The organism is Mesorhizobium sp. M0601, assembly GCF_040320845.1.
Lineage (GTDB): Bacteria > Pseudomonadota > Alphaproteobacteria > Rhizobiales > Rhizobiaceae > Mesorhizobium.
Map to the genome: position 1 here is coordinate 84,454 of NZ_JAMYQK010000002.1, position 24,831 is coordinate 109,284.

Annotated in this window: 23 protein-coding genes; 17 read left to right on the forward strand and 6 right to left on the reverse strand. The window is 63.0% G+C overall.

Annotation, left to right across the window (positions count from 1 at the left end; genetic code table 11):
* The first annotated feature begins 1 nt into the window (after position 1).
* From NKI41_RS02900 to NKI41_RS02970, 15 genes are all read left to right on the forward strand, one after another.
* A complete protein-coding gene (locus tag NKI41_RS02900) occupies positions 2 to 1,528 on the forward strand; it encodes an ABC transporter substrate-binding protein (protein WP_352681307.1) in 1,527 nt (508 codons plus the stop codon).
* A gap of 64 nt (positions 1,529 to 1,592) precedes the next feature.
* On the forward strand, positions 1,593 to 2,600 hold the full coding sequence (locus NKI41_RS02905) for an ABC transporter permease (protein WP_352448553.1): 1,008 nt from the start codon (positions 1,593 to 1,595) through the stop codon (positions 2,598 to 2,600).
* Positions 2,593 to 3,441, forward strand: coding sequence for an ABC transporter permease (locus NKI41_RS02910; protein ID WP_352681309.1), 849 nt, complete (start codon positions 2,593 to 2,595; stop codon positions 3,439 to 3,441). The genes NKI41_RS02905 and NKI41_RS02910 overlap by 8 nt, the downstream gene beginning before the upstream one ends.
* Positions 3,438 to 4,328, forward strand: coding sequence for an ABC transporter ATP-binding protein (locus NKI41_RS02915; RefSeq protein WP_352681311.1), 891 nt, complete (start codon positions 3,438 to 3,440; stop codon positions 4,326 to 4,328). The genes NKI41_RS02910 and NKI41_RS02915 overlap by 4 nt, the downstream gene beginning before the upstream one ends.
* Positions 4,321 to 5,151, forward strand: coding sequence for an ATP-binding cassette domain-containing protein (locus tag NKI41_RS02920; protein WP_352681313.1), 831 nt, complete (start codon positions 4,321 to 4,323; stop codon positions 5,149 to 5,151). Before NKI41_RS02915 ends, NKI41_RS02920 begins: the two co-directional genes overlap by 8 nt.
* 80 nt (positions 5,152 to 5,231) lie before the next feature.
* Positions 5,232 to 5,831, forward strand: coding sequence for a VOC family protein (locus NKI41_RS02925; RefSeq protein WP_352623230.1), 600 nt, complete (start codon positions 5,232 to 5,234; stop codon positions 5,829 to 5,831).
* A gap of 143 nt (positions 5,832 to 5,974) precedes the next feature.
* On the forward strand, positions 5,975 to 8,269 hold the full coding sequence (locus NKI41_RS02930; RefSeq protein ID WP_352681315.1) for a bifunctional salicylyl-CoA 5-hydroxylase/oxidoreductase: 2,295 nt from the start codon (positions 5,975 to 5,977) through the stop codon (positions 8,267 to 8,269).
* Positions 8,266 to 9,039, forward strand: a complete 774-nt coding sequence (locus NKI41_RS02935; RefSeq protein WP_352470008.1) for an SDR family NAD(P)-dependent oxidoreductase — start codon at positions 8,266 to 8,268, stop codon at positions 9,037 to 9,039. The genes NKI41_RS02930 and NKI41_RS02935 overlap by 4 nt, the downstream gene beginning before the upstream one ends.
* The gene (locus tag NKI41_RS02940; RefSeq protein WP_023676834.1) at positions 9,033 to 9,503 is read left to right on the forward strand and encodes a MarR family winged helix-turn-helix transcriptional regulator; all 471 of its coding nucleotides are present in this window, start codon (positions 9,033 to 9,035) and stop codon (positions 9,501 to 9,503) included. Before NKI41_RS02935 ends, NKI41_RS02940 begins: the two co-directional genes overlap by 7 nt.
* Positions 9,500 to 10,312: an enoyl-CoA hydratase family protein gene (locus tag NKI41_RS02945; protein WP_352681318.1), complete on the forward strand. Its 813-nt coding sequence runs from the start codon at positions 9,500 to 9,502 to the stop codon at positions 10,310 to 10,312. Before NKI41_RS02940 ends, NKI41_RS02945 begins: the two co-directional genes overlap by 4 nt.
* A 218-nt stretch (positions 10,313 to 10,530) precedes the next feature.
* Entirely contained in the window at positions 10,531 to 11,679 is a 1,149-nt protein-coding gene (locus NKI41_RS02950) for an acyl-CoA dehydrogenase family protein (protein ID WP_352470006.1), read from the forward strand.
* Positions 11,680 to 11,750: 71 nt separating this feature from the next.
* The gene (locus NKI41_RS02955; protein ID WP_352681321.1) at positions 11,751 to 12,146 is read left to right on the forward strand and encodes a RidA family protein; all 396 of its coding nucleotides are present in this window, start codon (positions 11,751 to 11,753) and stop codon (positions 12,144 to 12,146) included.
* Positions 12,147 to 12,323: 177 nt separating this feature from the next.
* Positions 12,324 to 13,115: an ABC transporter substrate-binding protein gene (locus tag NKI41_RS02960; RefSeq protein WP_352613846.1), complete on the forward strand. Its 792-nt coding sequence runs from the start codon at positions 12,324 to 12,326 to the stop codon at positions 13,113 to 13,115.
* 109 nt (positions 13,116 to 13,224) lie between these two features.
* Positions 13,225 to 13,899 carry an amino acid ABC transporter permease gene (locus NKI41_RS02965; RefSeq protein WP_292656040.1) on the forward strand — a complete coding sequence of 225 codons (675 nt, stop codon included), beginning with the start codon at positions 13,225 to 13,227 and terminating at the stop codon, positions 13,897 to 13,899.
* 29 nt (positions 13,900 to 13,928) lie between these two features.
* A complete protein-coding gene (locus NKI41_RS02970) occupies positions 13,929 to 15,221 on the forward strand; it encodes a cysteine desulfurase-like protein (protein WP_352681323.1) in 1,293 nt (430 codons plus the stop codon).
* Here the strand turns inward: NKI41_RS02970 and NKI41_RS02975 are convergent.
* Complete coding sequence (locus tag NKI41_RS02975; protein ID WP_352681325.1) at positions 15,152 to 16,024, reverse strand: NAD(P)H-dependent oxidoreductase; 873 nt, start codon at positions 16,022 to 16,024, stop codon at positions 15,152 to 15,154. The genes NKI41_RS02970 and NKI41_RS02975 overlap by 70 nt on opposite strands.
* Positions 16,025 to 16,117: 93 nt before the next feature.
* Between NKI41_RS02975 and NKI41_RS02980 the strand changes: the two genes are divergently transcribed.
* Positions 16,118 to 17,038 (forward strand): LysR family transcriptional regulator, encoded by a 921-nt coding sequence (locus NKI41_RS02980; protein WP_352681327.1) that lies wholly within the window; start codon positions 16,118 to 16,120, stop codon positions 17,036 to 17,038.
* Between the two features lie 22 nt (positions 17,039 to 17,060).
* Here NKI41_RS02980 and NKI41_RS02985 read toward each other — a convergent pair whose 3' ends face one another.
* Genes NKI41_RS02985 through NKI41_RS03005 form a run of 5 tightly spaced genes read right to left on the reverse strand, consistent with a single transcriptional unit; the run spans position 17,061 to position 22,345 of the window.
* Positions 17,061 to 17,891: a dipeptide ABC transporter ATP-binding protein gene (locus tag NKI41_RS02985; protein ID WP_352681329.1), complete on the reverse strand. Its 831-nt coding sequence runs from the start codon at positions 17,889 to 17,891 to the stop codon at positions 17,061 to 17,063.
* On the reverse strand, positions 17,888 to 18,763 hold the full coding sequence (locus NKI41_RS02990; protein WP_023676824.1) for an ABC transporter ATP-binding protein: 876 nt from the start codon (positions 18,761 to 18,763) through the stop codon (positions 17,888 to 17,890). Before NKI41_RS02990 ends, NKI41_RS02985 begins: the two co-directional genes overlap by 4 nt.
* A gap of 4 nt (positions 18,764 to 18,767) precedes the next feature.
* The gene (locus NKI41_RS02995) at positions 18,768 to 19,685 is read right to left on the reverse strand and encodes an ABC transporter permease subunit (protein ID WP_023676823.1); all 918 of its coding nucleotides are present in this window, start codon (positions 19,683 to 19,685) and stop codon (positions 18,768 to 18,770) included.
* A gap of 1 nt (position 19,686) precedes the next feature.
* The gene (locus tag NKI41_RS03000) at positions 19,687 to 20,694 is read right to left on the reverse strand and encodes an ABC transporter permease subunit (protein ID WP_023676822.1); all 1,008 of its coding nucleotides are present in this window, start codon (positions 20,692 to 20,694) and stop codon (positions 19,687 to 19,689) included.
* A gap of 58 nt (positions 20,695 to 20,752) precedes the next feature.
* The gene (locus NKI41_RS03005) at positions 20,753 to 22,345 is read right to left on the reverse strand and encodes an ABC transporter substrate-binding protein (RefSeq protein WP_352448537.1); all 1,593 of its coding nucleotides are present in this window, start codon (positions 22,343 to 22,345) and stop codon (positions 20,753 to 20,755) included.
* A gap of 477 nt (positions 22,346 to 22,822) precedes the next feature.
* Here NKI41_RS03005 and NKI41_RS03010 point away from each other — a divergent pair, with 477 nt between their 5' ends.
* Positions 22,823 to 24,784: a long-chain fatty acid--CoA ligase gene (locus NKI41_RS03010; RefSeq protein WP_352681331.1), complete on the forward strand. Its 1,962-nt coding sequence runs from the start codon at positions 22,823 to 22,825 to the stop codon at positions 24,782 to 24,784.
* Positions 24,785 to 24,831 lie beyond the last annotated feature (47 nt).

The window sequence follows — 24,831 nt, forward strand, 5'->3', positions numbered from 1 at the left end:
CATGACAATCAACAGACGAGAATTGCTCGGATATGGCGCGGCCGCACTTGGCGCCACGGCGCTCGGCCTGCCGCAAATCGCCAGGGCTGCCGGCGAACTGACCATCGCCTACAATGTCAATTTGCCGTCCTGGGACCCGACCACCGGGCCTTCAGCGGTCAACCCGACCATCCAGGGTCTGTACCAGTCGGTGTTCGACCAGTTCATCCCGCAGAAGCCGGATCTTTCTTTCGCGCCCGGCCTGCTCACCGAATGGGGCTGGAACGAGGGTCGCAGCAAGATCATGATGACGGTGCGCGAGGGCGTTACCTGGCATGACGGCTCGCCATTCACGGCCGAAGACGTGGTCTGGTCGCTGCAGCGGGCGGGCGATGAAAAAACCGGCAACCCGATCCAGTTCGTCTGGAAGAACGTCAACAACTTCAAGATCGACGGCAACAAGATCACCGGCGACGTCGTGCAATTCGACCCGGTGTATTTCAAGTGGATGTCGTTCCTGACCGGCTACATCATGCCGAAGGCCTATTACGAAAAGGTCGGCGCCGAGGGTTTTGAGAAAGCCCCGATCGGCACCGGGCCCTACATGGTCGACAAATTCGAGCGCAACGCCTTCCTGCGGCTCAAGGCCAACCCGAACTACTGGGGCGGCAAGCCGGCCTTCGAGAACGTAACCATCAAGTTCGTCACCGATGCGGCGAGCCGCGTCGCCGAGATCGAGTCCGGTTCCTCGCAGGTGACGCTGGAAATCCCCTATGAGGAATATGACCGCCTGACCGCCAAGGATGGACTTGCCGGCTCGTGCAAGAACGTTTCCGACATCGGCATGATCTTCTTCAACGACATCGACGTGATGCTGGACAAGAACGTGCGCCAGGCAGCGGTGATGGCCGTCGACAAAAAGCTTTTGGTCGACCGGCTGCTGCGCGGTTACGGCCAGCCCATCGATACGCTGGAGACGCCGGAATACGCGGCCTACGATGCGTCGATCAAGGTGGAGCACAATCCGGACAAGGCCAAGGAACTGCTGGCCGCCTCCGGCTATTCGCCGGAAAAGCCGGTCAAGTTCACGATACAGACGACCAAGGGCTTCAAGCCCAAGGACTACGAGATGATCCAGGCGATCGTCGGCATGTGGCGCAAGGTCGGCATCGAGGCGACGATCGAGGTCTACGAGATCGCCAAGCACTACGAGCTGCGCGCCGCCGACAAGCTGGCGCCGGCGGCCTTCTACAATTGGGGCAACGCCATCGGCGACCCGACCACCTCGACCGGTTTTGCCATGTATGGCCCGAGCCCGCATTCGGTGTGGGACAGTCAGGATCTGATCGACATGATCAATCCACTATGGGGCGAGAAGGACGAGGCCAAGCGCATTGCCGGCTGGAAGGCCGTCGACAAATACATCGCCGAACAGGCCTATGTGCTGCCGCTGATCCAGTATGCGCAGCCGATCGTGCATGCCAAGGGCGTCAATGTCGTGCAGCATGTGTCGGGCGCACTTCTGCCGGCGCTGATGAGCCCGGCCTGAGACAGTCTTCGGCTTGTCGCGCGCCGTCCGGAATGACGGCGCGCATTTTCCGCCACGGGCGACCATGCTGCTGCAAAGATTCCTGATCCGTCTTCTGACGATGGCGATCACGCTGTTCGGCGTGGCCGTCGTCGTCTTCGTCGTCATCCGTGTCGCGCCAGGCGATCCGATCGCGATGATGCTGCCGCCCGGTGCAACCGATGCCGACATCGCGCGTCTGCGCGCGCTTTACGGGCTGGACAAGACCATCGTCCAGCAATTTTTCATCTGGCTGGCAGGTGTCGTCAGGGGCGATTTCGGCACTTCGATTTCGCTCCGGCAGGATGTTCTGGGCCTGGTCTTCAACCGCCTGCCGGCGACGCTGGAACTCGCGATCGTCGCGCTTGTGATGGCGCTGGCGATCGGCGGCACGACGGCGATCCTCGGCGCGCGCGAACGCGGCACCGCGGTCGAAGCTGGCATCGACATCGCCAGCGGTGCGGCGCTCTCGATTCCCGATTTCCTGTGGGGTTTGGTGCTGATCCTTTTGTTCGGCGTGCTGGTGCCGGTTTTCGACATTTCCGGCCGGGTGTCGCCGCAACTCGATCTGCCCTTCGTCACGCAATTCTATCTGTTCGAAAGCATCGTACGGCTGCGCTTCGACCTGACCAGGGACCTGCTGGCACACATGCTGATGCCGGCGATTGCGCTGGCGCTGCCACTGGCCGCGATCATCTCGCAGCTGCTGAAACAGTCGCTGAAGGAAGTGCTCGACCTCGACTACGTCGTGCTGGCGCGGGTAAAGGGCTTTTCGGAAACGCAGGTCATCCTGCGCGAGGCGCTGAAGAACGCGGCCCTGCCGACGCTGACGCTGGTCGGCGTGCAGTTCACCTTCCTCATCGGCGGCACGGTCATCGTCGAACGGCTGTTTTCCTATGAAGGTCTCGGCAACATGGCGATCGATGCCGTCATCAACCGCGACCTGCCGCTGATCCAGGGCATCGTGCTGGTCTTCGCGCTGCTGTTCGTGCTGATCAACCTTGCCGTCGACATGATGTACGCCCTGCTCAATCCGAGGCTGCGCCATGGATGAGGCCCGCATTTCGAGACATGGCTCGCGGGCACGCCTGTGGCTGGCCGGCGGCTGGCTGCTGATTGCGCTGCTGGCCGCGATTTTTGCGCCGTTGGTCGCGCCGCAGGACCCACTGGCGCAGGATTTGATGCTGGAGCGGCTGCCGCCGTTCTGGCTGAGCGGTGCTGAGCCCGGCTACTGGCTCGGCACCGACAGCCTCGGCCGCGATCTTCTGTCACGGCTGATCTTCGGTGCCCGCATCGCCTTCATCGTCGCCTTCGCGGCAGCCCTTGCCGCCTGCCTGGTCGGCTCGACGCTGGGGCTGATCGCCGGCTATTTCGGCGGCTGGGCCGACCGCATCATCTCGCGCATCGTCGATGTCTGGATGGCGTTTCCGCCGGTGCTGTTTGCCATCCTTTTGGTCGCAGTGCTCGGCACCGGCTTGAGCTCGGTTATCATTGCCATTGCCGTCATCGACTGGACGCGCTTCTGCCGGGTGATCCGCGCCGAGACGTTGGGCCAGTCGCGCATGGACTATGTCGAGAACGCCCGCATCGCCGGCTACGGCCGCATCGGCATCATGCTGCGCGAAGTGCTGCCCAATGTGGTGCCGTCGATCGTCGCGCTGCTGTCGCTGGAGATGGGCATTGCCGTCATCGTCGAGGCGATCCTGTCCTTCGTCAATCTGTCGATCTCGACCGACGACCCAACCTGGGGCGGCATCATCGCCGAGGGCCGCCTGTCGATCCATCAGGCCTGGTGGGTGCTGGTGTTCCCGCTGGTCACGCTGATCCTGACAGTGCTGTCGTTCAGCCAGTTCGGCGAAGGTCTCAGGGCACGTTTCGATCCGGTGCTGCGATGAACGCGCTGGCGAAACCCTGCCTTGACATACGCAGCCTTAGCGCGGTGCTGCCTAATGGCTTGCGCGTGCTGCGCTCGGTGTCGCTCGCCGTCGAGCCCGGCGAGGTGCGCGCGCTGGTCGGCGAGAGCGGCGCCGGCAAGACGATGATCGGCAAGGCGGTGCTTGGCGTGCTGCCCTCGAGCGTGCGCATCGTCGAAGGCGACATGCTGCTGGAGGGCGAGGACCTCGGCAAGCTTCAGCCAAAGGCAAGGCGCACGCTGATCGGCGCGCGCACCGCGCTGATCCCGCAAGACCCGCTGACCGCGCTCAACCCGTCACGCCGCATCGGCCCGCAGATGACCGACCGGCTGGTGCGCATCCTCGGCTGGAGCGGTGAGAAGGCCGATACACGCATTCGCCAATTGCTGGACGAGGTGCAGATCCGCGACCCCGAGCGTGTCCTCAAATGCTATCCGCACGAGCTGTCCGGCGGCATGCGCCAGCGCGTGCTGATCGCCGCGGCGTTTGCGGCCGAACCAAGGCTGATCGTCGCCGACGAGCCGACCACGGCGCTCGACGTGACCGTGCAGAAGCAGATCCTGCGGCTGATCGCGCAGCTGCAGCGCGAGCACGGCACGGCGATCCTGTTCGTCACCCATGATCTCGGCGTCGTCGCCAAGATCAGCCAGAAGGTCTCGGTGCTCTATGCCGGCAAGGTGGTCGAGGAGGCCGAAACGGCCGCTCTCTTCGCCGCTCCGCAGCACCCCTACACACGAGCTCTGATGGCCGCGACGCCACGCTATACCGACCCCTTCGCCTCGCTGAAGCCTCTGGACGAGGCGGTGCTGGCCGGGCTTGCTTCGGAGATCGCCGCCGCCGATCAGGCCTGGAGACGCCCGCATGGCTGAGCCGCTGTTTTCCGTACGTGGGCTGAAGGTTGCCCTACCCGATATGACGCGCAAGCCGCTGTTTGGCCGCGCGCCGCTGGCCCAGATCCTGAACGGCCTCGATTTCGACCTGCCCAAGGGCTCGGTGACCGGCATCGTCGGCGAATCCGGCTCCGGCAAATCAACGCTTGGCCGCACGCTGGTGCGCCTTTTGGAGCCCAGCGCCGGCAATGTCATTTTCGACGGCCGCGACATCACGCATCTGCCTGAGGCGGAACTCCGGCCGCTGCGCCGCAATCTGCAGATGATCTTCCAGGACCCAATGTCGTCGCTCAACCCACGCCGCACCATCGCCAGCATCATCGCCGCACCGCTCAAACAGAATGGCCTCGGCGACAATTTGAAAGCCCGAGTTGCTGAAGCGCTTCAGCGCGTCGGCCTGCCGCAAGGCTTCGCCAGCCGCTATCGTCATGAATTGTCGGGCGGCCAGCGCCAGCGCGTCGGCATTGCCCGAGCGCTGGCGCTGTCGCCGAAATTCGTGCTGGCCGACGAGATCGTCTCCGGCCTCGACGTGTCGACCCAGGCGCAGATCCTGACGCTGCTGGAAAAGCTTGCAGCGGAGATGGGCCTGACCGTTGCCTTCATCAGCCATGACCTGTCGGTGATCCGGCGGCTCTGCCGGCAAGTGATCGTCATGCGCGAAGGCGCGATCGTCGAAGCCAGTGCGACGGATACTTTGTTCGAGCAGCCGCAGCAGGCTTACACGCGCGACCTGCTCGCCGCCATTCCGCTGCCCGAGATCGATGACGCCTGGCTGCTTCCCGCCGCAAAGGCGCTGGCATGAACACATTCCTATTCGCACGCCGAAGAGCGGGCCTCGGACGTGCGCCGACAAGTCAGCTCGCGAAACGGAGGAGAACTGGAATGAAATACGCAATCAGAAACACGATGCTTGCGGCCGCTCTAGTCGGCTCGATGGGAGCAGCCTCGGCTGATTCGATACCCGGCATGCGAGGCCACGACCACACCGGCGTCACCGTCCCCGACATGGAGCAGGCGGTCGATTTCTTCACCGAGGTGGTTGGCTGCAAGAAGGCGATGTCGTTCGGCCCGTTCGCCGACGACAAGGGCACATTCATGCAGGATCTGCTGGGCGTCGATCCCAAGGCGGTGATTGAGGAGATCACCCTGGTCCGCTGCGGACACGGGTCGAACATCGAGCTGTTCAAATACACCGCGCCGGACCAGAAGGACTTGACGCCTCGCAACAGCGACATAGGCGGCTTCCATATCGCCTTCTATGTCGACGACATCGCCGCCGCAAAAGCCTATCTTGACGGCAAGGGCGTCAAGACGCGGATGGGGCCGCTGCCGGTTACCGAAGGCCCGGCCGCCGGCCAAACCATCCTCTACTTCCAGGCGCCCTGGGGCTTGCAGTTGGAAGCGATCAGCTATCCCAATGGCATGGCCTATGAAAAAGATGCGGAGACAGTGCTGTGGAGCCCGAAGAACCCGGAAAAATAGCCCGGGGCGTCCCTGGCCTGCGCAAGCCGACTGCCGGCAAGCTGGGTTTCTGGGGCGGATTGTTTCAATCCTGAAACTTCAAGCTTGAATTAATCCGCCTCAGGCGTAAACTCGACAAACAGAAGCGAAGAGGAGATCGCACGATGAAAGTTGCGGTTCTCGGCGGCGGACCAGCCGGGCTCTACTTTGCAATCTCGCTGAAGCTCAGGGATGCCGCGCATGAGGTCACGGTGTTCGAGCGCAACCGTGCCGATGACACGTTTGGCTGGGGCGTCGTGCTGTCGGCCGAAACGCTGGAGAACCTGACCAAAAACGACCCGGTCAGCGCCGTCTGGATCCGCAAGCATTTCGCCTATTGGGACGATATCGCCGTCATCCATGACGGCGTGCGCACGGTCTCGACCGGTCACGGCTTTTGCGGCATTGGCCGCAAGCGGCTGCTCACATTGCTGCAGCGGCGCGCGCGCGAACTCGGCGTCAAGCTGGTCTTCGAAACCGACATCGCCGATCCCAAGCCATATATGGAGACGCACGACCTGGTTGTCGCCGCCGACGGGTTGAACTCGAAAGCGCGGAGCACCTTCGTCGACGTGTTCAAGCCCGATATCGACATTCGTAGATGCAAGTTCGTCTGGCTCGGCACCCACCAGAAATTCGACGACGCCTTCACCTTCATCTTCGAAAAGACCGAGCATGGCTGGGTGTGGGCGCATGCCTACCAGTTCGACAGCGATACCGCGACCTTCATCGTCGAATGCAGCGAGCAGACCTGGCAGCGCTTCGGCTTCGGCGCGATGTCGCAGCAGGAATCGATTGCCGTCTGCGAGCGCATCTTTGCCCGTCATCTCGGCGGCCACGCGCTGATGACCAACGCCAATCATATCCGCGGCTCGGCGTGGATCAATTTCCCGCGCGTCTTGTGCGAACGCTGGTCCTACAAGAACCTGGCGCTGATGGGCGACGCGGCGGCGAGCGCGCATTTCTCGATCGGTTCCGGCACCAAGCTGGCGCTGGAAAGCGCGGTGGCGCTGGCCGACTATGTCGAGTCCGAGCCAGACCTCGAGGCCGCCTTTAGCAAATATGAGGACGCCCGCCGCACCGAAGTGCTGAAGCTGCAGTCGGCGGCGCGCAATTCGCTCGAATGGTTCGAGGAGGTCGAGCGCTATCTCGGCCTCGATCCGGTGCAGTTCAACTATTCGCTGCTGACGCGTTCGCAACGCATCAGTCACGAAAATTTGCGGCTGCGCGATGCCGAATGGCTGGCCGGCGCCGAGGAGTGGTTCCAGCGCCAGGCCGGCGCCGGGGGCAACAATCTGCGTCGCGCGCCGATGTTCGCGCCGTTCCGGCTGCGCGGCATGGCGCTGCAGAACCGCGTCGTCGTCTCGCCGATGGCGCAGTACAAGGCGGTCGACGGCTGTCCGACCGATTGGCATTTCGCCCATTACGCCGAACGGGCCAAGGGCGGCGCCGGTCTCCTCTACATCGAGATGACGTGCGTCAGCGCGGAGGGCCGCATCACGCCTGGCTGCCCCGGTTTCTATGCGCCCGAGCATGAGGTCGCCTGGAAGCGGCTGGTCGAGTTCGTCCATGCCGAAACCGAGGCCAAGATCTGCGCCCAGATCGGCCATTCCGGTGCAAAGGGGTCGACCAGGCTCGGCTGGCAGGGAACCGACGTGCCGCTGCCCTCAGGCAATTGGCCTGTCATGGCAGCGTCTTCCGTGCCGTGGTCGCGGGAAAACCAGGTGCCGAAGGCGATGGACCGCGCCGACATGGATATGGTGCGCGGCCAGTTTGTCGCTTCGGCCGAGATGGCGGCGCGCTGCGGCTTCGACATGCTCGAAATCCACGCCGCGCACGGCTATCTCCTGTCCTCCTTCATCACGCCCTTGACCAACCGGCGCACCGACTCCTATGGCGGCTCGCTGGAAAACCGCATGCGCTACCCCTTGGAAATCTTTCATGCGGTGCGCGCCGCGTGGCCGGCCGAGAAGCCGATCTCGATGCGCATCTCCGCCAATGACTGGCTGGGCATCGAAGGCGTGACGCCGGCCGATGCCGTAGAGATCGCGCGGCTGCTGCATGAGGCCGGCGTAGACATCTGCGACGTATCGGCCGGCCAGACGTCGGCCGTGGCAAGACCGGTCTATGGCCGCATGTTCCAGACGCCGTTTTCCGATCGCATCCGCAACGAGGTCGGCATGGCGACGATGGCGGTCGGCAATATCTATGAGCCGGACCACGTCAACTCGATCCTGATGGCGGGCCGCGCCGATCTCGTCGCGCTGGCTAGGCCGCATCTTGCCGATCCGTATTGGACGCTGCACGCAGCTGTCACGCTTGGCGATCGCGGCGTCAAATGGCCGGATCCCTATCTGCCCGGCCGCGACCAGCTCTACCGGGTGGCCGAACGCGAAGCGGCAGCGGGGTTGAAAGTATGAGTGCCGCGGTGACGATTTCGCGGCGTCATGCGCTGGTCACCGGCGGCGGCTCCGGCGTCGGCCGCGCGATCGCGCTGGCGCTGGCCGGCGCGGGCGTTGACGTGACCATCTGCGGCCGGCGCGTGGAGCCGCTTGCCGAGGTCGCCGCGGAGAACAAGTCCATCTTCGCCATTGCCGCCGACGTCACCGACGAGACGTCGATGGCGTCGCTCTACGAGGCCGCGGAAGCGGCACGCGGAGCGTTCGACATCGTCGTTGCCAATGCCGGCATGTCCGGCAGTGCCCCGGCGCAGCGGACCTCGCTGGCAGACTGGCAGCGCACGCTCGACGTCAACTTGACCGGTGCGTTCCTGACGGTGAAGCCGGCGTTGGCCGGCATGGCAGTGCGCAAGACTGGCCGTATCATCTTCGTCGCTTCCACCGCCGGACTGAAAGGCTATCCCTATGTCGCAGCTTACGTTGCCGCCAAGCATGGCGTCGTCGGCCTGATGCGGGCACTCGCCGTCGAGACCGCCAAGTCCGGCATAACAGTGAATGCCGTGTGCCCAGGGTTTGTCGAAACCGAGATGCTGGAGAGCACCGTCCAACGCATCGTCCAAACGACCGGCCGTTCGTCCGAGCAGGCACGGACGAGCCTAGCCGCGACCAACCCGCAAGGCCGCTTCATCCAGCCGGAAGAAATTGCGGCCGCGGTACTTTATCTGTGTGGCGACGCCGCCCGGTCGATTACCGGACAGACGATTTCGATCTCCGGAGGTGAGACATGGTAGCCGGTCCCCTGCCCGCCCCGTCCGGACCCGGCAAGGACCGCCTGCGGCTGTGGATACGCCTGCTGCGCGCCTCGCGCACCATCGAGGCCGAGCTGCGCGAACGACTGCGGCAAGAGTTCAACACAACGCTGCCGCGCTTCGACGTGATGGCCGCGCTCTACCGCGCGCCGGAGGGCATGCTGATGAGCGATCTTTCGCGCTTCCTGCTGGTGTCCAACGGCAATGTCACCGGCATCATCGACCGGCTGGTCTCGGAAGGGTTGGTGATGCGGGCCCGACGCAATGGCGACCGCCGCACCTCGATGGTGCGGCTGACGGAAGAGGGATCGAAGATTTTCGCCGTGATCGCCGCCGCGCATGAGAAATGGGTCGGCGAGTTGCTGGGCAATGTGAGCGAGGATGAGGCGCGCCGGCTGACCGGCATGCTGACCTCCTTCCGCAGCAATTGGGAGGGACGGGAATGACGAAGCTGGCCGGCCGCAAGCCGAAGCATTTCCACTGGCAGGTCGAAGGCAAGATCGCAAAGATCCGGCTCGATCGACCGGAGCGCAAGAACCCGCTGACTTTCGACAGTTATGCCGAATTGCGCGACATATTTCGCGACCTTGTCTACGCCGATGATGTCGATGCTGTGGTGTTCCTGCCCAATGGCGGCAATTTCTGCTCGGGCGGCGATGTCCACGAAATCATCGGCCCACTGGTCAAGATGGACATGAAGGCGCTGCTCGCCTTCACCCGCATGACGGGCGATTTCGTCAAGGCGATGCTGAATTGTGGCAAGCCGATTATTGCGGCGGTCGATGGCGTGGCGGTCGGCGCCGGCGCGATTATCGCCATGGCCTCCGATATCCGCATCGCCACGCCCCAGGCCAAGACAGCATTCCTGTTCACCCGCGTCGGCCTTGCCGGCTGCGACATGGGGGCCTGCGCGATCCTGCCGCGCATCATTGGCCAGGGCCGCGCCGCCGAGCTGCTCTATACCGGCCGCACGATGAGTGCCGAGGAAGGCGAGCGCTGGGGCTTCTACAACCGGCTGGTCGATACCGCAACGCTTGAGGCCGACGCGCTCGACATGGCCGCGCGCATCGTTTCCGGCCCGACCTTCGCCCATGGCATGACCAAGACGCAGCTGAACCAGGAATGGTCGATGGGTCTCGACCAGGCGATCGAAGCGGAAGCGCAGGCGCAGGCGATCTGCATGCAGACCCGCGATTTCGAGCGGGCGTACACGGCTTTCGTGGCTAAGGAGAAGCCGGTGTTCGAGGGAAATTGAGATGATCGCTTCCACGCTGGCGGGACAGCACCCCCCTCTGGCCTGCCGGCCATCTCCCCCTCAAGGGGGGAGATTGGATATCAGGCCCGCTTTCGCCAATCTCCAACATCGCAGGGAGAGCCGTGGCAGCGAAGCCGCCAATCTCCCCCCTAGAGATGTCCAGCAGGACAGAGGGGGGCGCCGTGGAGCGCCAGGGCCGGAGAATTGTGGAGGCAGCAATGCCTGACCGTTCCTTCCTCTCCTGGCCGTTCTTCGAGGATCGCCACCGCGATCTGGCGGAGCGGCTGGAGGCATGGTGCGCCAAGAACCTGCCGGTCGCGCATCACGATGTCGACGCCGCCTGCCGCGAGCTGGTGGCCAAGCTCGGCCAGGACGGCTGGCTGAAGCCGACGGCGCTCGACACCGAAAACCCCTCGCCGCTCGACGTGCGCACGCTCTGCCTCACGCGCGAGACGCTGGCCCGGCATGATGGGCTGGCCGATTTCGCCTTCGCGATGCAAGGGCTCGGCACTGGCGCGCTCAGCCTGTTCGGCTCGCCCGACCAGCAGCACTGGCTGGCGAAGACACGGGCCGGCAAGGCGATTTCGGCTTTCGCGCTGTCGGAGCCGCGCTCGGGCTCGGACGTTGCCAATATGGAAATGACCGCCGCGCGTGACGGCGACAGCTATCTCCTATCCGGCGAAAAGACCTGGATCTCCAACGGCGGTATCGCTGACTTTTATGTTGTCTTTGCCCGTACCGGCGAGGCGCCCGGCGCCAAGGGGCTTTCCGCCTTTATCGTGCCTTCCGAAACCGAAAGGCTGATCGTTGCCGAGCGGCTGGAGGTGATTGCGCCGCACCCGCTCGCCCGGCTGTCCTTCGACAATGCACGCATTCCAGCCTCGGCGCTGATCGGCAGACCCGGGGACGGTTTTCGCATCGCCATGTCCGTGCTCGACGTGTTCCGTTCGACCGTCGGCGCAGCGGCGCTCGGCTTTGCCCGGCGCGCGCTGGACGAAAGCATCACAAGAGTGGCCGAGCGCAGGCTGTTCGGTGCGCCGATGGCCGAGCTGCAGATGGTGCAGGGCCACATCGCCGACATGGCGCTGGATGTCGATGCCGCCGCGTTGCTGGTCTATCGCGCCGCCTGGACCAAGGACATGGGCGCGGCTCGGGTTACCCGCGAAGCCGCCATGGCCAAGCTGTTCGCTACCGACAAAGCGCAGGAGGTGATCGACAAGGCTGTGCAGCTGCATGGCGGCGACGGCGTCCGCAAGGGCCATATCGTCGAAAGCCTGTATCGCGAGATCCGGGCGCTGCGCATCTACGAGGGAGCGTCCGACGTGCAGAAGGTGGTGATTGCACGGCAAGTGATGGGAGCGGCCTGAGACGAGAGTTTGCGTGAAATTATTGTCTTCGAGTTTTGAGCGACCGGATTTGAGCATTGGGAGGTTTTGACATGCACACCATCCTGCAGCCGGAAGGCTGGGCGAAACCCGTCGGCTACGCCAATGGCGTCGCCGCGCGTGGGCAGCTTGTCTTCGTCGGCGGGCAGGTCGGCTGGAACGGACAGGGCCGCTTCGAGACCGATGATCTTGTCGGCCAGGTGCGGCAGACGCTGGCCAATATTGTTGCTGTGCTCGCCGAGGCCGACGCCAAGCCGGAACATATCACCTCTATGACCTGGTACTTTACCGACAAGGCGGAATATCTGACCAATCTCAAGGGGATCGGCGAGGTTTATCGCGAGGTGATCGGCCGGCATTTTCCGGCGATGGCCGCCATGCAGGTGATGGCGCTGGTCGAGGATCGCGCCAAGGTTGAGATCCAGGCGACGGCGGTTATTCCGGAGTGACGGCAACACGTGGCAATTTTTTAAGCTTAAAACTTTCGCCTTGAAAAGCGCGGTACTTTGGATAGCATTCGATGTCTTGCGACTGCCGTGCCGGGAGGGCTTTCCGGCAGTCCCGTCACTTGGCGCATCAAAACCGTGCGGGCCAAACCCGTCCGATCACAACCAGAGGGAACGAAAATGAACTTCACCCGTCGCAACCTGCTGCTTCTTGCTGCCGCCATCGGCATCGCCGGCGGCCCGGCCTACGCCGAAGGCACGCTGAATGTCGGCGCCTATCCGACCAATCCGCCTTTTGAATACAAGAACGAGAGCGGCACGTTCGAGGGTTTCGAAGTCGACATCATCAATGAGGCGGCAAAGCGTATCGGCATGACCACTGATATCGCCGATCTCGGTTTCCAGGCGCTGTTCGCCGCCACCACCTCGAAGCGCATCGACGTCGCCATCTCGTCGATCACCATCACGCCGGAGCGGCTGAAGTCTCAGTCGTTCACGCAGCCCTACTATGATTCCGACATGGGCATCGCCGCGAAGGCCGACAGCCCGATCAAGGCCGAGGCCGACCTCAAGGGCAAGATTGTCGGCGTGCTGTCCGGCTCGACCGGCGAAGCCTGGGTCAAGGCCCACCAGGAAGCGGACGGGTTCAGTGACGTCAAGGGCTACGACACGCAGCAGAATTTGCTGCTCGATCTCAGCTCCGGCCGCGTCGATGCGGCGGTCAGCGATATTCCGGGCCTGGAATATTCTTTCACCAGGATGAAGGATCTCGCCGTAAAAGAGCGCATCAAGACCGGCGAGCAGTACGGTCTGATGATGACCAAGGACCACCCGCTGCTCGGCAAGCTGAACGACGCGCTGACCGCGATGAAGAAGGACGGCACGCTGGCCGCGATCCACAAGAAGTGGTTCGGCAGCGACGCACCTGCCGATTCCTCGACCGTCAAGGAAACTCCTATGCCGAAGGCCTGAGCGGCAGTTCACGCTTAAATGTCGTGCCGGCTTTCGATGCCGGCACGATTTCGGATTTCGGGCTCGGGCTCGAGCGTCGCGGGACGCCAAACGTTTCGGAAATGCTGCGATGTCGCTGCTGGACACCTTCTTCAACGCCGACGTCATGGTCTCCAGCCTGCCGGCGCTGTTGCGCGGCTTCCTGAACACCCTGCTGCTCGGAATCATGAGCATCGGCATCGGTATTCCCGTCGGCCTCGCGATCAGCCTGGTGCGGCTCTATGCGCCAAAGCCGCTTCGGCTGCTGGCTGTCGGCTACATTGACATTTTCCGGGCGATGCCGGTGCTGGTCGTGCTGATCCTGATCTACTATGCGCTGCCGTTCCTCGGCATTCGCCTGTCATCGTGGACGTCCGCGGTGATGGCCTTCGCCATCATCATGGCGGCCTATTCGGCCGAGGTGTTCCGCTCCGGTATAGAGAGCATTCCGCGCGGCCAGTTCGAGGCGGCGCAGGCGCTCGGCCTGCCGTTCTTGCTGACCTTGCGCAAGGTAGTGCTGCCGCAGGCGATCCGCGTCGTCATTCCGCCAATGACCAGCAATTGCGTTTCGATGTTCAAGGATACTTCGCTCGCTTCCACCGTGGCGCTGCCCGAACTGCTGAAAGAAGCGACCAACGCGCAATCGCTCTATGCCAATCCTTCACCGCTGATCGGCGCGGCGCTGGTCTATCTCATCTTTCTCTGGCCGATGGTCCGTCTCGTCAGCCTCCTTGAACGCCGCTTTCAAACCGAAAAGACCCGCTAATCTGTCAGCGCACTTCGCAGGAGACGACCTTGAACCAGCATCAGATTTCGAAAACCGGCGATGCCGCAGCTTTCCCGGTCGAGACGATCCGCGCCATGTTTCCCGCCTTGCAGCAAGCCGGGGACTTCGTCTTCATGGACAATGCCGCCGGCGCGCAGATCCCGCAAAGCGTGCTCGATGCGGTCACCAACCATTTGGTCGCGCATAATGTGCAGCGCGGCGGCCGCTATGGCCGCAGCGTCACCGTCGACCAAGCCGTCGCCGGCGCTCGCGAAAGTGTGGCCTTGCTGATCAACGCCACCAACCCGGCGGAGATCTGCTTCGGCATGAACGCCACTTCGTTCATCCGCCTGGTCAGCCTCGGCATCGGCCAGATGCTTTCCGAGCGCCCAAACGGGGAGCGTGACGAGTTCGTCATCACCGATATGGATCACGACGCCAATATCGCGACGTGGCTGGCGCTGGCGCCCGCCGGCGCCAAGTTCAAATGGTGGCGGATGCGCGACGACGGCAATCTGCATGTCGACGATTTGCGCCCGCTGGTCTCAGAGCGCACCCGGCTCGTCGCCTGCACGGTAACGGCGCATTCGATCGGCTCGATTGTCGACGTTGCCTCCGTGGCTGGGATTGCGCATGCGGCAGGCGCCGAAGTGTTCCTCGACTGCGTGCATTACGGGCCGCACGGGCTGATTGATGTGCAGGCCTGGGATTGCGATTATCTGGTCTGCTCCGGCTACAAGAATTTCTCGCCGCATATGGGCTTCCTGTGGGGCCGCTTCGAAACACTGAAGCGCCTGCCGACCTTCCGCGAGGATTTCATCCCCGACGAGCCGCCCCACAAAATCGAAGCCGGCACGTTCATCTACGAGAACGTCTCCGGCATGGATGCCGCGGTGCGCTACCTCGAATCGATCGGCCGCAATTTCTTGTCAGAGAATAACCGGTCGCGCCGCGACAACATCGTCGCCGGCATGAATGCCATCCGCGACTACGAACAGGTGCTGGCGCGCGAAATGCTGGCGGTGCTCAAAGATTGCGGCGCGACGATCTACGGCGTGGCCGACGAGGCACGCCTCAGCGAGCGCGTGCCGACCTTCTGCTTCAATGTCGGCACGCTGTCGCCGCAGAGGATCGTCGAGGAAATGGCCGAGATGCAGATCGGCATTCGCGACGGCCACATGTATGCGCCGCGCCTGATGAAGCGGCTCAACCTCAGCATGGACAGCGGCGCCGTGCGCGCCTCGCTGGTGCATTACAATACGATCGAGGAAGTCCGGCGCTTCGGCGAGGCGCTGCGCACCATCATCGCCCGGCTGTCCTGATCGGACTGGGCGGCGGCGCCGGCGCGATCCTCGTGAAGCGCAAAGGCGGTCGCACCCGGGTTCTCCAAGCCGGGGCGCAATTGCATGCTTGGGATCAGGTAATCGCCGCCATTCTGCTGCCGATAACGAATGGGCCGGATTGTCTCGAGCGTTCGCATCCTTTCGCGCAGTCGCTCCGCGACAGGCTCGAAATCCGCCTCCCCGAAACGGTCCACCCTGTAAACCACGAACGGCGGAAGCACGTCGTAGCCCGGATAGTATAGAATCCCGTGATTGATCGGGAACAGCAGGTCGTCGATCGGGCCGTTGACGCCGCGGGCGGAGTAATGCTCTTCCCAGCCGCCTGCGGTCACGATCAGCATTGCGCGCTTGCCGGCGAGCGTTCCCTCACCAAAGCGGTCACCCCACCGCTTGTCGCTGTGCTCGCCAACGCCATAGGCGAAGCCGTAGGCGTACACGCGATCGACCCAGCCCTTGAGGATCGCCGGCATGGCGTACCACCACAGCGGGAACTGGAGGATCAGGGTGTCGGCCCATAGCAGCTTGTCGATCTCGGCTTTGACGTCATCGGTCAGAGTGTTGGTCGCAAAAGCCTTTTTGGAGGCGCCGGCCGGCAGGAAGCGTGCTTCGGGCGGCCACGACGGAAAGTCGGCACGGTCCACCTTGGCTTTCCAGCCGTCGGCGTAGAGGTCAGACACCCGCACCTCGTGGCCCTGGGCCTCGAGTTCCCTGATGGCGACGTCACGCAGCGCACCGTTGAGCGAACGCGGTTCAGGATGAGCAAAAACAAGCAGGACTTTCATGGGTCTACTCCGAAGAAGGACGATAGACACCAAAGGTAGCCAGCCGCGGGCTGATCCACTATATGTAGGAAATGTATAAGATAATGCCGAATAATGGATAGATCGGACGTCACTCTCGAGCGCATGCGCACCTTCGTTCGCGTCGCCGAGCGCGGCAGCCTCTCGGCGGTGGCGCGCGAGCTCGGAGTTGGGCAGTCGACGGTCACACGGCATTTGCGAGAACTCGAGGAGGCCGTCGGCGTGCCCTTGCTCAGCAGGACCACCCGGCGCGTCACGATGACCGATGAAGGCAGCCGTTACTATGCCGACAGCGTCCAGATCCTGCGCCTCGTCGAGCAGGCCGGCGATGAGGCGCGGGGCACGCGCGGCGCGTCGGCCGGCACGATCCGGATATCCTGCACGGCGGCGCTCGGGGTCTTGCATGTCAGCCGGCTGATCTTCGCCTTTCAGGACCGCTATCCCGATATCGGCATCGATCTCAGCCTTACCGACGAGCGCATCAACCTTGTGCGGGAGGGCGTCGACATCGCGCTTCGCCTCGGCCCGCGCACCGACAGCTCAATGAAACTGCGGGCGCTCGGGCAATCTCGGCGTCTGCTGGTGGCGGCGCCGGCCTATCTGGCGGCGCGGGGCAGACCGGCTGTCCCGCAGGATCTGCCTGGCCACGAAGGCATCCGGATGTCGAACATCGCGGGAAGCGACACGCTCACCTTGCAGGGGCCGGGCGGCGAGACCTTTGCGGTGCCCTTTGGCGGCAGATTTCTGGTCGACCATGGGCTTGCTGCGCGCGAAGCCCTTGTCGCCGGACGCGGCATCGCACCCGCCCACCACTGGCTTGTCGACGATCTTCTGGCGGCCGGCCGGCTGGAAGTGGTCCTGCCGGGCTATTTTCCGCCTCCCGTCCCGCTGAGCATGCTGATCGTTCCGGAGCGTGCGGGCATTGCCCGGGTGCGGCTGCTGGTCGACTTTCTCGCCGAGCAGATCTCCGGCATTCCGGGGATCGAGAAGCGGTAGCCGGCCGGCAAACCTCGCCGGATCAGGCGGCCTTCTTCTTCGCCAACCGTGCCTTGATGCTGGCAACGTCGGCACGCGGCGTCGACGCGAACAGCGTCCTGGTGTAGCTGTGCTTGGGGTCGGCGAAGACCTCGTTGCGCGAGCCGTATTCGACCGCTTCGCCGAAATACATCACCATCACGTCGTCGGCGATGTAGCGCACCACCGACAGGTCGTGGCTGATGAAAACATAGGTTAGCTGAAACTCGTCCTGCAGGTCGGCGAGCAGGTTCAGCACCTGCGCCTGCACCGAAAGATCAAGTGCCGAGACCGGCTCGTCCAGCACCAGAAGGCTGGGGTTGAGCATCAGCGCGCGGGCGATGGCGATCCGCTGGCGCTGGCCGCCCGAAAACATATGCGGGTAGCGATTAAAGTGCTCGGGGCCGAGACCGACCTTCTTTAGCATCTTCATGGCAAGATCGCGCCGCTCGTCGGCCGTGCTGTCGGTGTTGATGAGCAGCGGCTCGCCAAGCACGTCGCCGATCTTCTGGCGTGGATTGAGCGAACCATAAGGGTTCTGGAAGACGATCTGGACTTTGCGGCGCATTTCCTTCGACAGGCCGTTCCTGCCGATGTCTACCTTCTTGCCGTCGATGAAAAGCTCGCCGGAGGTCGCCGGGTCGATCAGGGTGATGATGCGGGCGAGTGTTGACTTGCCGCAGCCGCTCTCGCCGACGATGGCCAGCGTCTTGCCCTTGTCGACGCTGAACGAAACACCCTTGACCGCATGAACCGTACGGGAGGGGCGGAAAAGCCCGCCACCGACATGATAGTCGCGCACGATGTTCTTGCCTTCGACTACCGTCACGCTCATGAGGCGGTTCCTCCTGCGGACCGGGCTGCGACTACAGATGGGGCCGGCTCGAACAGCATGTCGGAAACAGTAGGCAATCGGTCGCCGACGGCATTTTCCGGCAGCGCCGACAGGAGCGCGCGCGTGTAGTTGCTCTTGGGGGACTCGAACAGCGACAGCACGTCGGCCTCTTCCATCTTGCGGCCCTTGTACTGGACGATGACACGGTCGGCGGTCTCGGCAACCACCCCCATATTGTGGGTGATCATGATCAGGCCCATGCCATATTTGGCCTGCAGGCCGACCAGCAGATCGAGGATCTGCTTCTGGATGGTGACGTCGAGCGCCGTGGTTGGCTCGTCGGCGATCAAAAGCTTGGGATTGCAGGCGATGGCGATGGCGATCATGACGCGCTGACACTGACCACCGGACATCTGGTGCGGGAAGGAGCCCAGCCGTTCCTCGGGGTCGGCGATGCCGACCAACTTCATCAATTCGATGGCACGCGCCCGGCGCTGGGCGCGGTCCATGCCCATATGGAAGCGCAGCACCTCCTCGATCTGGAAGCCGACGGTGAAGCACGGGTTGAGGCTGGCGACCGGCTCCTGGAAGATCATCGAAATGTCCTTGCCGACGATCTTGCGCCGCTCGGATGGGCCGAGCTTGAGCAGGTCGATGCCGTCGAAGGCCATGCGGTCGGCCCTCACCGTCGCGGTGTTGGGCAAAAGCCCCATCACCGCCAGCATCGCCACCGACTTGCCCGAACCGGATTCGCCGACGATCGCCAGCACCTCGCGCGGTTCGACCGACAGGTCGATGCCTTGTACCGCCATGAATGGTCCAGCGGCGGTGTCGAAGGAAACGGTCAGGTTCTTGATCTCGAGAAGAGGCATTGGATTATGACCTCTTCAGCTTGGGATCGAAGGCATCGCGCAAGCCATCGCCGATCAGATTGATGGCAAGCACAGTGATCAGGATAGCAAGGCCGGGGAAGGTCACCACCCAAGGCGCGCGCAGGATGAACTCGCGCGCCGAGGCGAGCATCGTGCCCCATTCCGGCGTCGGCGGCTGCGCACCGACACCGAGGAAGCCGAGCGCCGCAGCCTCGAGAATAGCGTTGGAGAAGGACAACGTCGCCTGCACGATCAGCGGTGCCAGGCAGTTCGGCAGGATCGTCCTCACCATCAAGCGAAGATGACCGGCACCAGCCACCTTGGCGGAGATGACATATTCGCGGTTCTTTTCGGCCATCACGGCAGCGCGGGTGAGGCGCGCAAAATGCGGCTGCAGCACCAGCGCGATCGCCAGCATGGCATTGAAAAGGCCGGGGCCGAGGATCGCCACCAGCACCAGCGCCAGAAGCAGCGACGGGAAGGCCAGGATGATATCCATGATGCGCATGATCAGCGTGTCGACCCAGCCGCGGAAATAGCCGGCGAGCACGCCAAGCACGATGCCGCTGGTGAGCGAGAAGACAACGACCACCAGACCGATGAACAGCGAGAAACGCGCCCCGAAGATCAACCGTGAAAGCATGTCGCGGCCGACCGCGTCGGTGCCGAGCAGGAACATCGATTTGCCGCCTTCCTGCCAGGCAGGGGGTGCCAGCAGCGCATCGCGAAACTGCTCGTCGGGCGAATGTGGGGCGACGAACGGCGCAAAGATCGCCACCAGCACCAGCGCCGAAAACACGACAAGGCCGATGACCGCGCCGGTGTTCATCGAGAAGTAGTGCCAGAACTCGGCGAAAGCCCGTTGCCTGCCGCCTGTCGGGATGGAGGCGGCGGTAGCTTCGGCGGCGGATTCGTCGGTCATCTCACTGCACCCGGATGCGCGGATTGATGACGGCGTAGAGCACGTCGACGATCAGGTTCACCGCCATGACGATCAGCGCGATGATCAGCAATCCGCTCTGGACGACGACATAGTCGCGCTTGCCGATGGCATCGATCATCCATTTGCCGATGCCCGGCCAGGAAAAAATGGTCTCGGTCAGAATGGCGCCCGCCATCAAGGTGCCGACCTGCAGTCCAATGGTGGTGACTACCGGGATCAGCGCGTTGCGAAAAGCGTGCAGACCGATGACGCGGCGCGGCGCCAGGCCCTTGGCGCGCGCGGTGCGGACATAGTCCTCGCCCAGCACCTCGAGCATCGCCGAGCGCGTCTGGCGCGCTATGACGGCAAGCGGGATCGTCGCCAGCACGATCGACGGCAGGATCAAATGGCTGACGGCAGATTTGAAAGCGCCGCTCCTGCCGGAGATCAGGCTGTCGATGAGCATGAACCCGGTCGTCGGCCTGAAGAAATACTGCAGGCCGATGCGGCCGGAAACCGGCGTCCAGCCGAGATAGCCGGAGAAGAAGATAATGAGCAGCAACCCCCACCAGAAGATCGGCATCGAATAGCCGGTCAGCGCGACACCCATCGTCGCCTGGTCGAACCACGAGCCGCGCTTGACCGCGGCGAAGATACCGGCAGGAATGCCGAGCAGGACGGCGATGATCAACGCCACTGTCGCCAGTTCCAGCGTGGCTGGAAACAGCGCCTGGAATTCGCCGAGCACTGGCCGCTTGGTGGCAATAGATATGCCGAAATCGCCGGTCAGGACCCTGCCGATATATTCCAGGTATTGGATGACATAGGGCCGGTTGTAGCCAAACTGCTCGATGAGCTGGGCGTAGCGCTCGGGGCTGACGCCGCGCTCGCCCGCCAGGGCCAGGATAGGATCGCCGGGCAGAAGCCGGACGAAAGCAAACGCCGCCAGCGATATGCCGAACACGGTCGGGATGATCAAAGCGAGCTTGTGGAGGAGATAACGGAGCATCTTGCTTCATAGAACGGCGGCGCGGGAAGTCCAGCGCCGCCGTTCAATTTCTCAGGACTTATTCGGTGACGTCGACGCCGTCAAACCGATGAATGCCGAGCGGGTCCATAACGAAGCCCGACACCTTCTTGTTCATCGGCATGAAGACCTTGGAGTGGGCGATGGTCAGCCACGGAGCCTCACGCTTGAACACCACCTGAGCTTCCTCGTAGATCTTGGTGCGCTCGGCGACGTCCGTCGTCGCCTTGCCTTTTTTCAGCAGGGCTTCGAATTCCTGGTTGCACCAGATCGCATAATTGGACTGGCCGATGGCATCGCAACCGAGCAGGAAAAAGAAGTTGTCCGGATCGCCATTGTCACCGGTCCAGCCCAGTTGGAAGGCGCCGTCGCGATCCTTAGCCTTGCCGCGCTGGCGATACTCGGTCCATTCGTAACTGACGATCTCCGCCTTGACGCCGACGGCGGCATAGTCGGCCTGGATCAACTCGGCGACGCGCTGGGCGTTCGGGTTGTAGGGGCGGCTGACCGGCATAGCCCAGATCTTCATCGACAGATCCTTGACGCCTGCATCGGCCAGCATCTTCTTGGCCGCCTCCGGATCATAGGGATCGTCCTTGATGTCCTTGTTATAGGACCACATGGTCGGCGGGATCGGGTTGATGGCCGGCGCGCCGGCGCCCTGATAGACCGCGTCGATGATCGCCTTCTTGTTTACCGCCATGTTGAGGGCCTTGCGGACCTCGACCTTGTCGAAGGGCGGCTGCGTCGTGTTGTAAGCCATGTAGCCGATGTTCAGGCCTTCCTGCTCGTCGACCTTGAGGTTCGCGTCAGCCTGCAGTCCGGCAATGTCGGCCGGCGCCGGGTATGACATGATATCGCACTCGCCCGCCTTCAGCTTCTGCGCGCGTACGGCCGGATCGGGCGTGATGGCGAAGATCAGATCGTCGATCTTCTGTCGCCCGCCATAGTAGCCGTCCCATGCTGCATAGCGCACGACCGCATCGACCTGATAGTCGACGAACTGGAACGGACCAGTGCCGACCGGCTTCTGGGTGAACTGCTGCCTGGTGCCGGCCTTGTCGAGTTGGTCGGCATATTCCTTGGAGACGATCGAGGCGAAATCCATGCCGAGGTCCGGCAGGAACGCGACTTCAGGCTTGTTCAGCACGAATTTCACCGTCAGGTCGTCGACCTTGACGATTTCCTTCAGGAGATCGGGAAAGCCCATGCCGGTGAAATATTCCCAGCCGGTGCCTTCCAGATAGCTGTACCACGGGCTTTCTTTCTTCCACTGGCGTTCGAAGGAAAAGATCACGTCGTCGGCGTTGAGGTCGCGCGTCGGCGTGAAATAATCGGTCGTCTGGAATTTCACACCCGGGCGAAGCTTGAAGGTGTATTCGAGACCGTCGTCGGAAACCGTCCAGCTCTCGGCCAGGCCGGGCGATATGGTGGTCTTGCCATGCTCGAACTCGACCAGGCGCGAATAGATGGTGCGCGACGAGGCGTCGAAGTCGTTGCCGCCGCTCCATGGCGACGGGTCGAAGCCGGCCGGCGAAGCCTCCGAGCAATAGACCAGTTGTTTTGCATTGGCCATGCCGCCGAGGACGCTTGCAGCCAGCAACGCGGCTGCAAAAGTCAGTTTCTTTTTCATTGAGCACTCCCTGATGTTCTTCCAAGCCCCTCTATCAGGCTCGCGAAGGCCGCATATAAGCACCGTTTTTCTAGCTTTGGAACTGCTTGTTTGCCTAACCCACGGGAAGCAGAAAAAAATTCCGGCACGCGGCAAATTGTGGAAAAAACGAGCCGAATCCGCAGATCACGACATTATTAGCGACTTCAATTTTTTGTTGATCGGCGATGCCGCCAATTGTGGGAATCGAGCCGTTCGGTTCAAGAGATGCGCATCCGAAAACCGGTCGCGGCCGAGAGGTTTGACGGCAAGTCTTACCGCACTCCAGGTGGCGAGGCTTGCACGGCCGTCGCTTGTGGCAATACATAGATAGGTGGGCAGCGTGCCGGATTTTCCCACGTTCCGGACATTGCGGCAAGCGTGGGATATCTTTGTTGATCAGGGCGGTGGTGGCGCGCAAGCATGCCGAAACAATAAGAACGATTGAGGGAGCGACAGGTGGCAAAACCGGCAAAGACAACCAACGCGGCGAAAGCAAAGGCCGAGGCAACATCGAAAGCGGCCAAGCCAAAAGCGGCCGCCGCCAAGCCGACGGCTACCGCGAAGGCAAGCGCGAAGCCGGCGGCGAAGACCACGGCTGGAACGGCTGCTAAACCGGCAACCGGCAAGACTGCGCCTGCTGCAAAATCTGCCGCCAAGCCGGCGGCGAAGGCAGTGCCGACAGCGCCACGACCGCCGGCAGGTCCGGCCAAGAGATTACCGAAGGCGATCACCGCACTGGCCGCTGGCCTGCCTGAAAAACCGTGGCTCCAGAGTTACCCAAAGATCGTGCCGGCCGAGATTGGCGACCTGCCCTCCAGCTCGATCGGCGACTTTCTCGTCGCCGTGTGCAAGCAGTTTGCGAATCGGCCGGCCTTCGTCTGCATGGGCAAATCGATCACCTATGCCGACCTCGAGCGACAGTCGGCCGCCTTCGGCGCCTATCTGCAATCAACGGGGCTGCAGAAGGGCGCGCGCGTCGCCCTGATGATGCCGAATGTGCTGCAATATCCGGTGGCGATGATGGCAGTGCTTCGCGCCGGCTATGTCGTGGTAAACATCAATCCGCTCTACACGCCGCGCGAGCTGGAGCACCAGCTCAAGGATTCCGGCGCTCAAGCCATTGTCATCCTCGAAAATTTTGCCTGCACCCTGCAAGCGGTGATCGCCAGGACCGCGGTCAAGCATGTCGTGGTCGCCTCGATGGGCGACATGCTCGGCGGGCTCAAGGGAACGATCGTCAACTTCGTTGTACGCCGCGTCAAGAAGATGGTGCCGGCATGGTCGCTGCCCGGCCATGTCAAGTTCAACGCCGCGCTGAAGGCGGGCACCGGCAAGGCCTTCAGGCCCGCAAGGGTCACGGCCGACGACATCGCCTTCCTGCAATACACGGGCGGCACGACCGGCATCTCCAAGGGCGCGATGCTTTTGCACAGCAACATTTTGGCGAACGTCGCGCAGAACGCGCTGTGGGCCGAAGACGCTTTTACCGTCAAGCCGAAGCCGGCGCATCTGAACTTCCTCTGCGCGCTGCCGCTCTATCACATTTTTGCGCTGACGGCGAACGTGCTGGTAGGCATGCAGCAAGGCGCGCAGAATGTCCTCATCCCCAATCCGCGCGACATTCCCGGCTTCGTCAAGGAGCTGCAGAAATACCCGATCCACATCTTTCCGGGCCTCAACACGCTGTTCAATGCGCTGCTCAATAATGAGGATTTTCGCAAGCTCGATTTCAAGCCGCTGATCCTGACGCTGGGTGGCGGCATGCCGGTGCAGAGGGCCATCGCCGAACGCTGGAAGGTGCTGACCGGCTGCCCGATCAGCGAGGCCTACGGGCTCACCGAGACCTCGCCGGGAGCAACGATCAACAAATTCAGCGACGGCGTTTACACCGGCACGATCGGCCTGCCGCTGCCCTCGACCGAGATCGCGATCCGCGACGACGACGGCAACAATTTGCCGCTCGGCGAAGTCGGCGAAATCTGCATCCGCGGACCGCAGGTGATGGCCGGCTACTGGAACCGGCCGGACGAGACCGCCAAGGTGATGACCGAGGACGGCTTCTTCAAATCGGGCGACATGGGCTTCATGGACGAGCTTGGCTACACCAAGATCGTCGACCGCAAGAAGGACATGATCCTGGTTTCCGGCTTCAACGTCTATCCGAACGAACTCGAGGAAGTGGTGGCGCAGCATCCAGGCGTACTCGAAGTTGCCGCGATCGGCGTGCCGGACGAGCATTCGGGTGAAGTGCCGAAGCTGTTCGTCGTCAAGAAGGACCCGGCACTGACCGCCGACATGCTGATGGCTTATTGCCGTGAGAACCTGACCGGCTACAAGCGTCCCAGGTATATTGAGTTCCGCACCGAGCTGCCGAAGACACCGGTCGGCAAGATCCTGCGCCGGGCGTTGCGGGGCTAGGCGCAGCTTGAGCGATTGCATCGCCGGCGCCAACGCCGTGAGCATAG

Bases quoted from the DNA above. Each gene is read 5' to 3' on its own strand.
- NKI41_RS02900 (WP_352681307.1), top strand. From the start codon at position 2: ATGACAATCAACAGACGAGAATTGCTCGGATATGGCGCGGCCGCACTT.
- NKI41_RS02905 (WP_352448553.1), top strand. From the start codon at position 1,593: ATGCTGCTGCAAAGATTCCTGATCCGTCTTCTGACGATGGCGATCACG.
- NKI41_RS02910 (WP_352681309.1), top strand. From the start codon at position 2,593: ATGGATGAGGCCCGCATTTCGAGACATGGCTCGCGGGCACGCCTGTGG.
- NKI41_RS02915 (WP_352681311.1), top strand. From the start codon at position 3,438: ATGAACGCGCTGGCGAAACCCTGCCTTGACATACGCAGCCTTAGCGCG.
- NKI41_RS02920 (WP_352681313.1), top strand. From the start codon at position 4,321: ATGGCTGAGCCGCTGTTTTCCGTACGTGGGCTGAAGGTTGCCCTACCC.
- NKI41_RS02925 (WP_352623230.1), top strand. From the start codon at position 5,232: ATGAAATACGCAATCAGAAACACGATGCTTGCGGCCGCTCTAGTCGGC.
- NKI41_RS02930 (WP_352681315.1), top strand. From the start codon at position 5,975: ATGAAAGTTGCGGTTCTCGGCGGCGGACCAGCCGGGCTCTACTTTGCA.
- NKI41_RS02935 (WP_352470008.1), top strand. From the start codon at position 8,266: ATGAGTGCCGCGGTGACGATTTCGCGGCGTCATGCGCTGGTCACCGGC.
- NKI41_RS02940 (WP_023676834.1), top strand. From the start codon at position 9,033: ATGGTAGCCGGTCCCCTGCCCGCCCCGTCCGGACCCGGCAAGGACCGC.
- NKI41_RS02945 (WP_352681318.1), top strand. From the start codon at position 9,500: ATGACGAAGCTGGCCGGCCGCAAGCCGAAGCATTTCCACTGGCAGGTC.
- NKI41_RS02950 (WP_352470006.1), top strand. From the start codon at position 10,531: ATGCCTGACCGTTCCTTCCTCTCCTGGCCGTTCTTCGAGGATCGCCAC.
- NKI41_RS02955 (WP_352681321.1), top strand. From the start codon at position 11,751: ATGCACACCATCCTGCAGCCGGAAGGCTGGGCGAAACCCGTCGGCTAC.
- NKI41_RS02960 (WP_352613846.1), top strand. From the start codon at position 12,324: ATGAACTTCACCCGTCGCAACCTGCTGCTTCTTGCTGCCGCCATCGGC.
- NKI41_RS02965 (WP_292656040.1), top strand. From the start codon at position 13,225: ATGTCGCTGCTGGACACCTTCTTCAACGCCGACGTCATGGTCTCCAGC.
- NKI41_RS02975 (WP_352681325.1), bottom strand. From the start codon at position 16,024: ATGAAAGTCCTGCTTGTTTTTGCTCATCCTGAACCGCGTTCGCTCAAC.
- NKI41_RS02980 (WP_352681327.1), top strand. From the start codon at position 16,118: ATGGATAGATCGGACGTCACTCTCGAGCGCATGCGCACCTTCGTTCGC.
- NKI41_RS02985 (WP_352681329.1), bottom strand. From the start codon at position 17,891: ATGAGCGTGACGGTAGTCGAAGGCAAGAACATCGTGCGCGACTATCAT.
- NKI41_RS02990 (WP_023676824.1), bottom strand. From the start codon at position 18,763: ATGCCTCTTCTCGAGATCAAGAACCTGACCGTTTCCTTCGACACCGCC.
- NKI41_RS02995 (WP_023676823.1), bottom strand. From the start codon at position 19,685: ATGACCGACGAATCCGCCGCCGAAGCTACCGCCGCCTCCATCCCGACA.
- NKI41_RS03000 (WP_023676822.1), bottom strand. From the start codon at position 20,694: ATGCTCCGTTATCTCCTCCACAAGCTCGCTTTGATCATCCCGACCGTG.
- NKI41_RS03005 (WP_352448537.1), bottom strand. From the start codon at position 22,345: ATGAAAAAGAAACTGACTTTTGCAGCCGCGTTGCTGGCTGCAAGCGTC.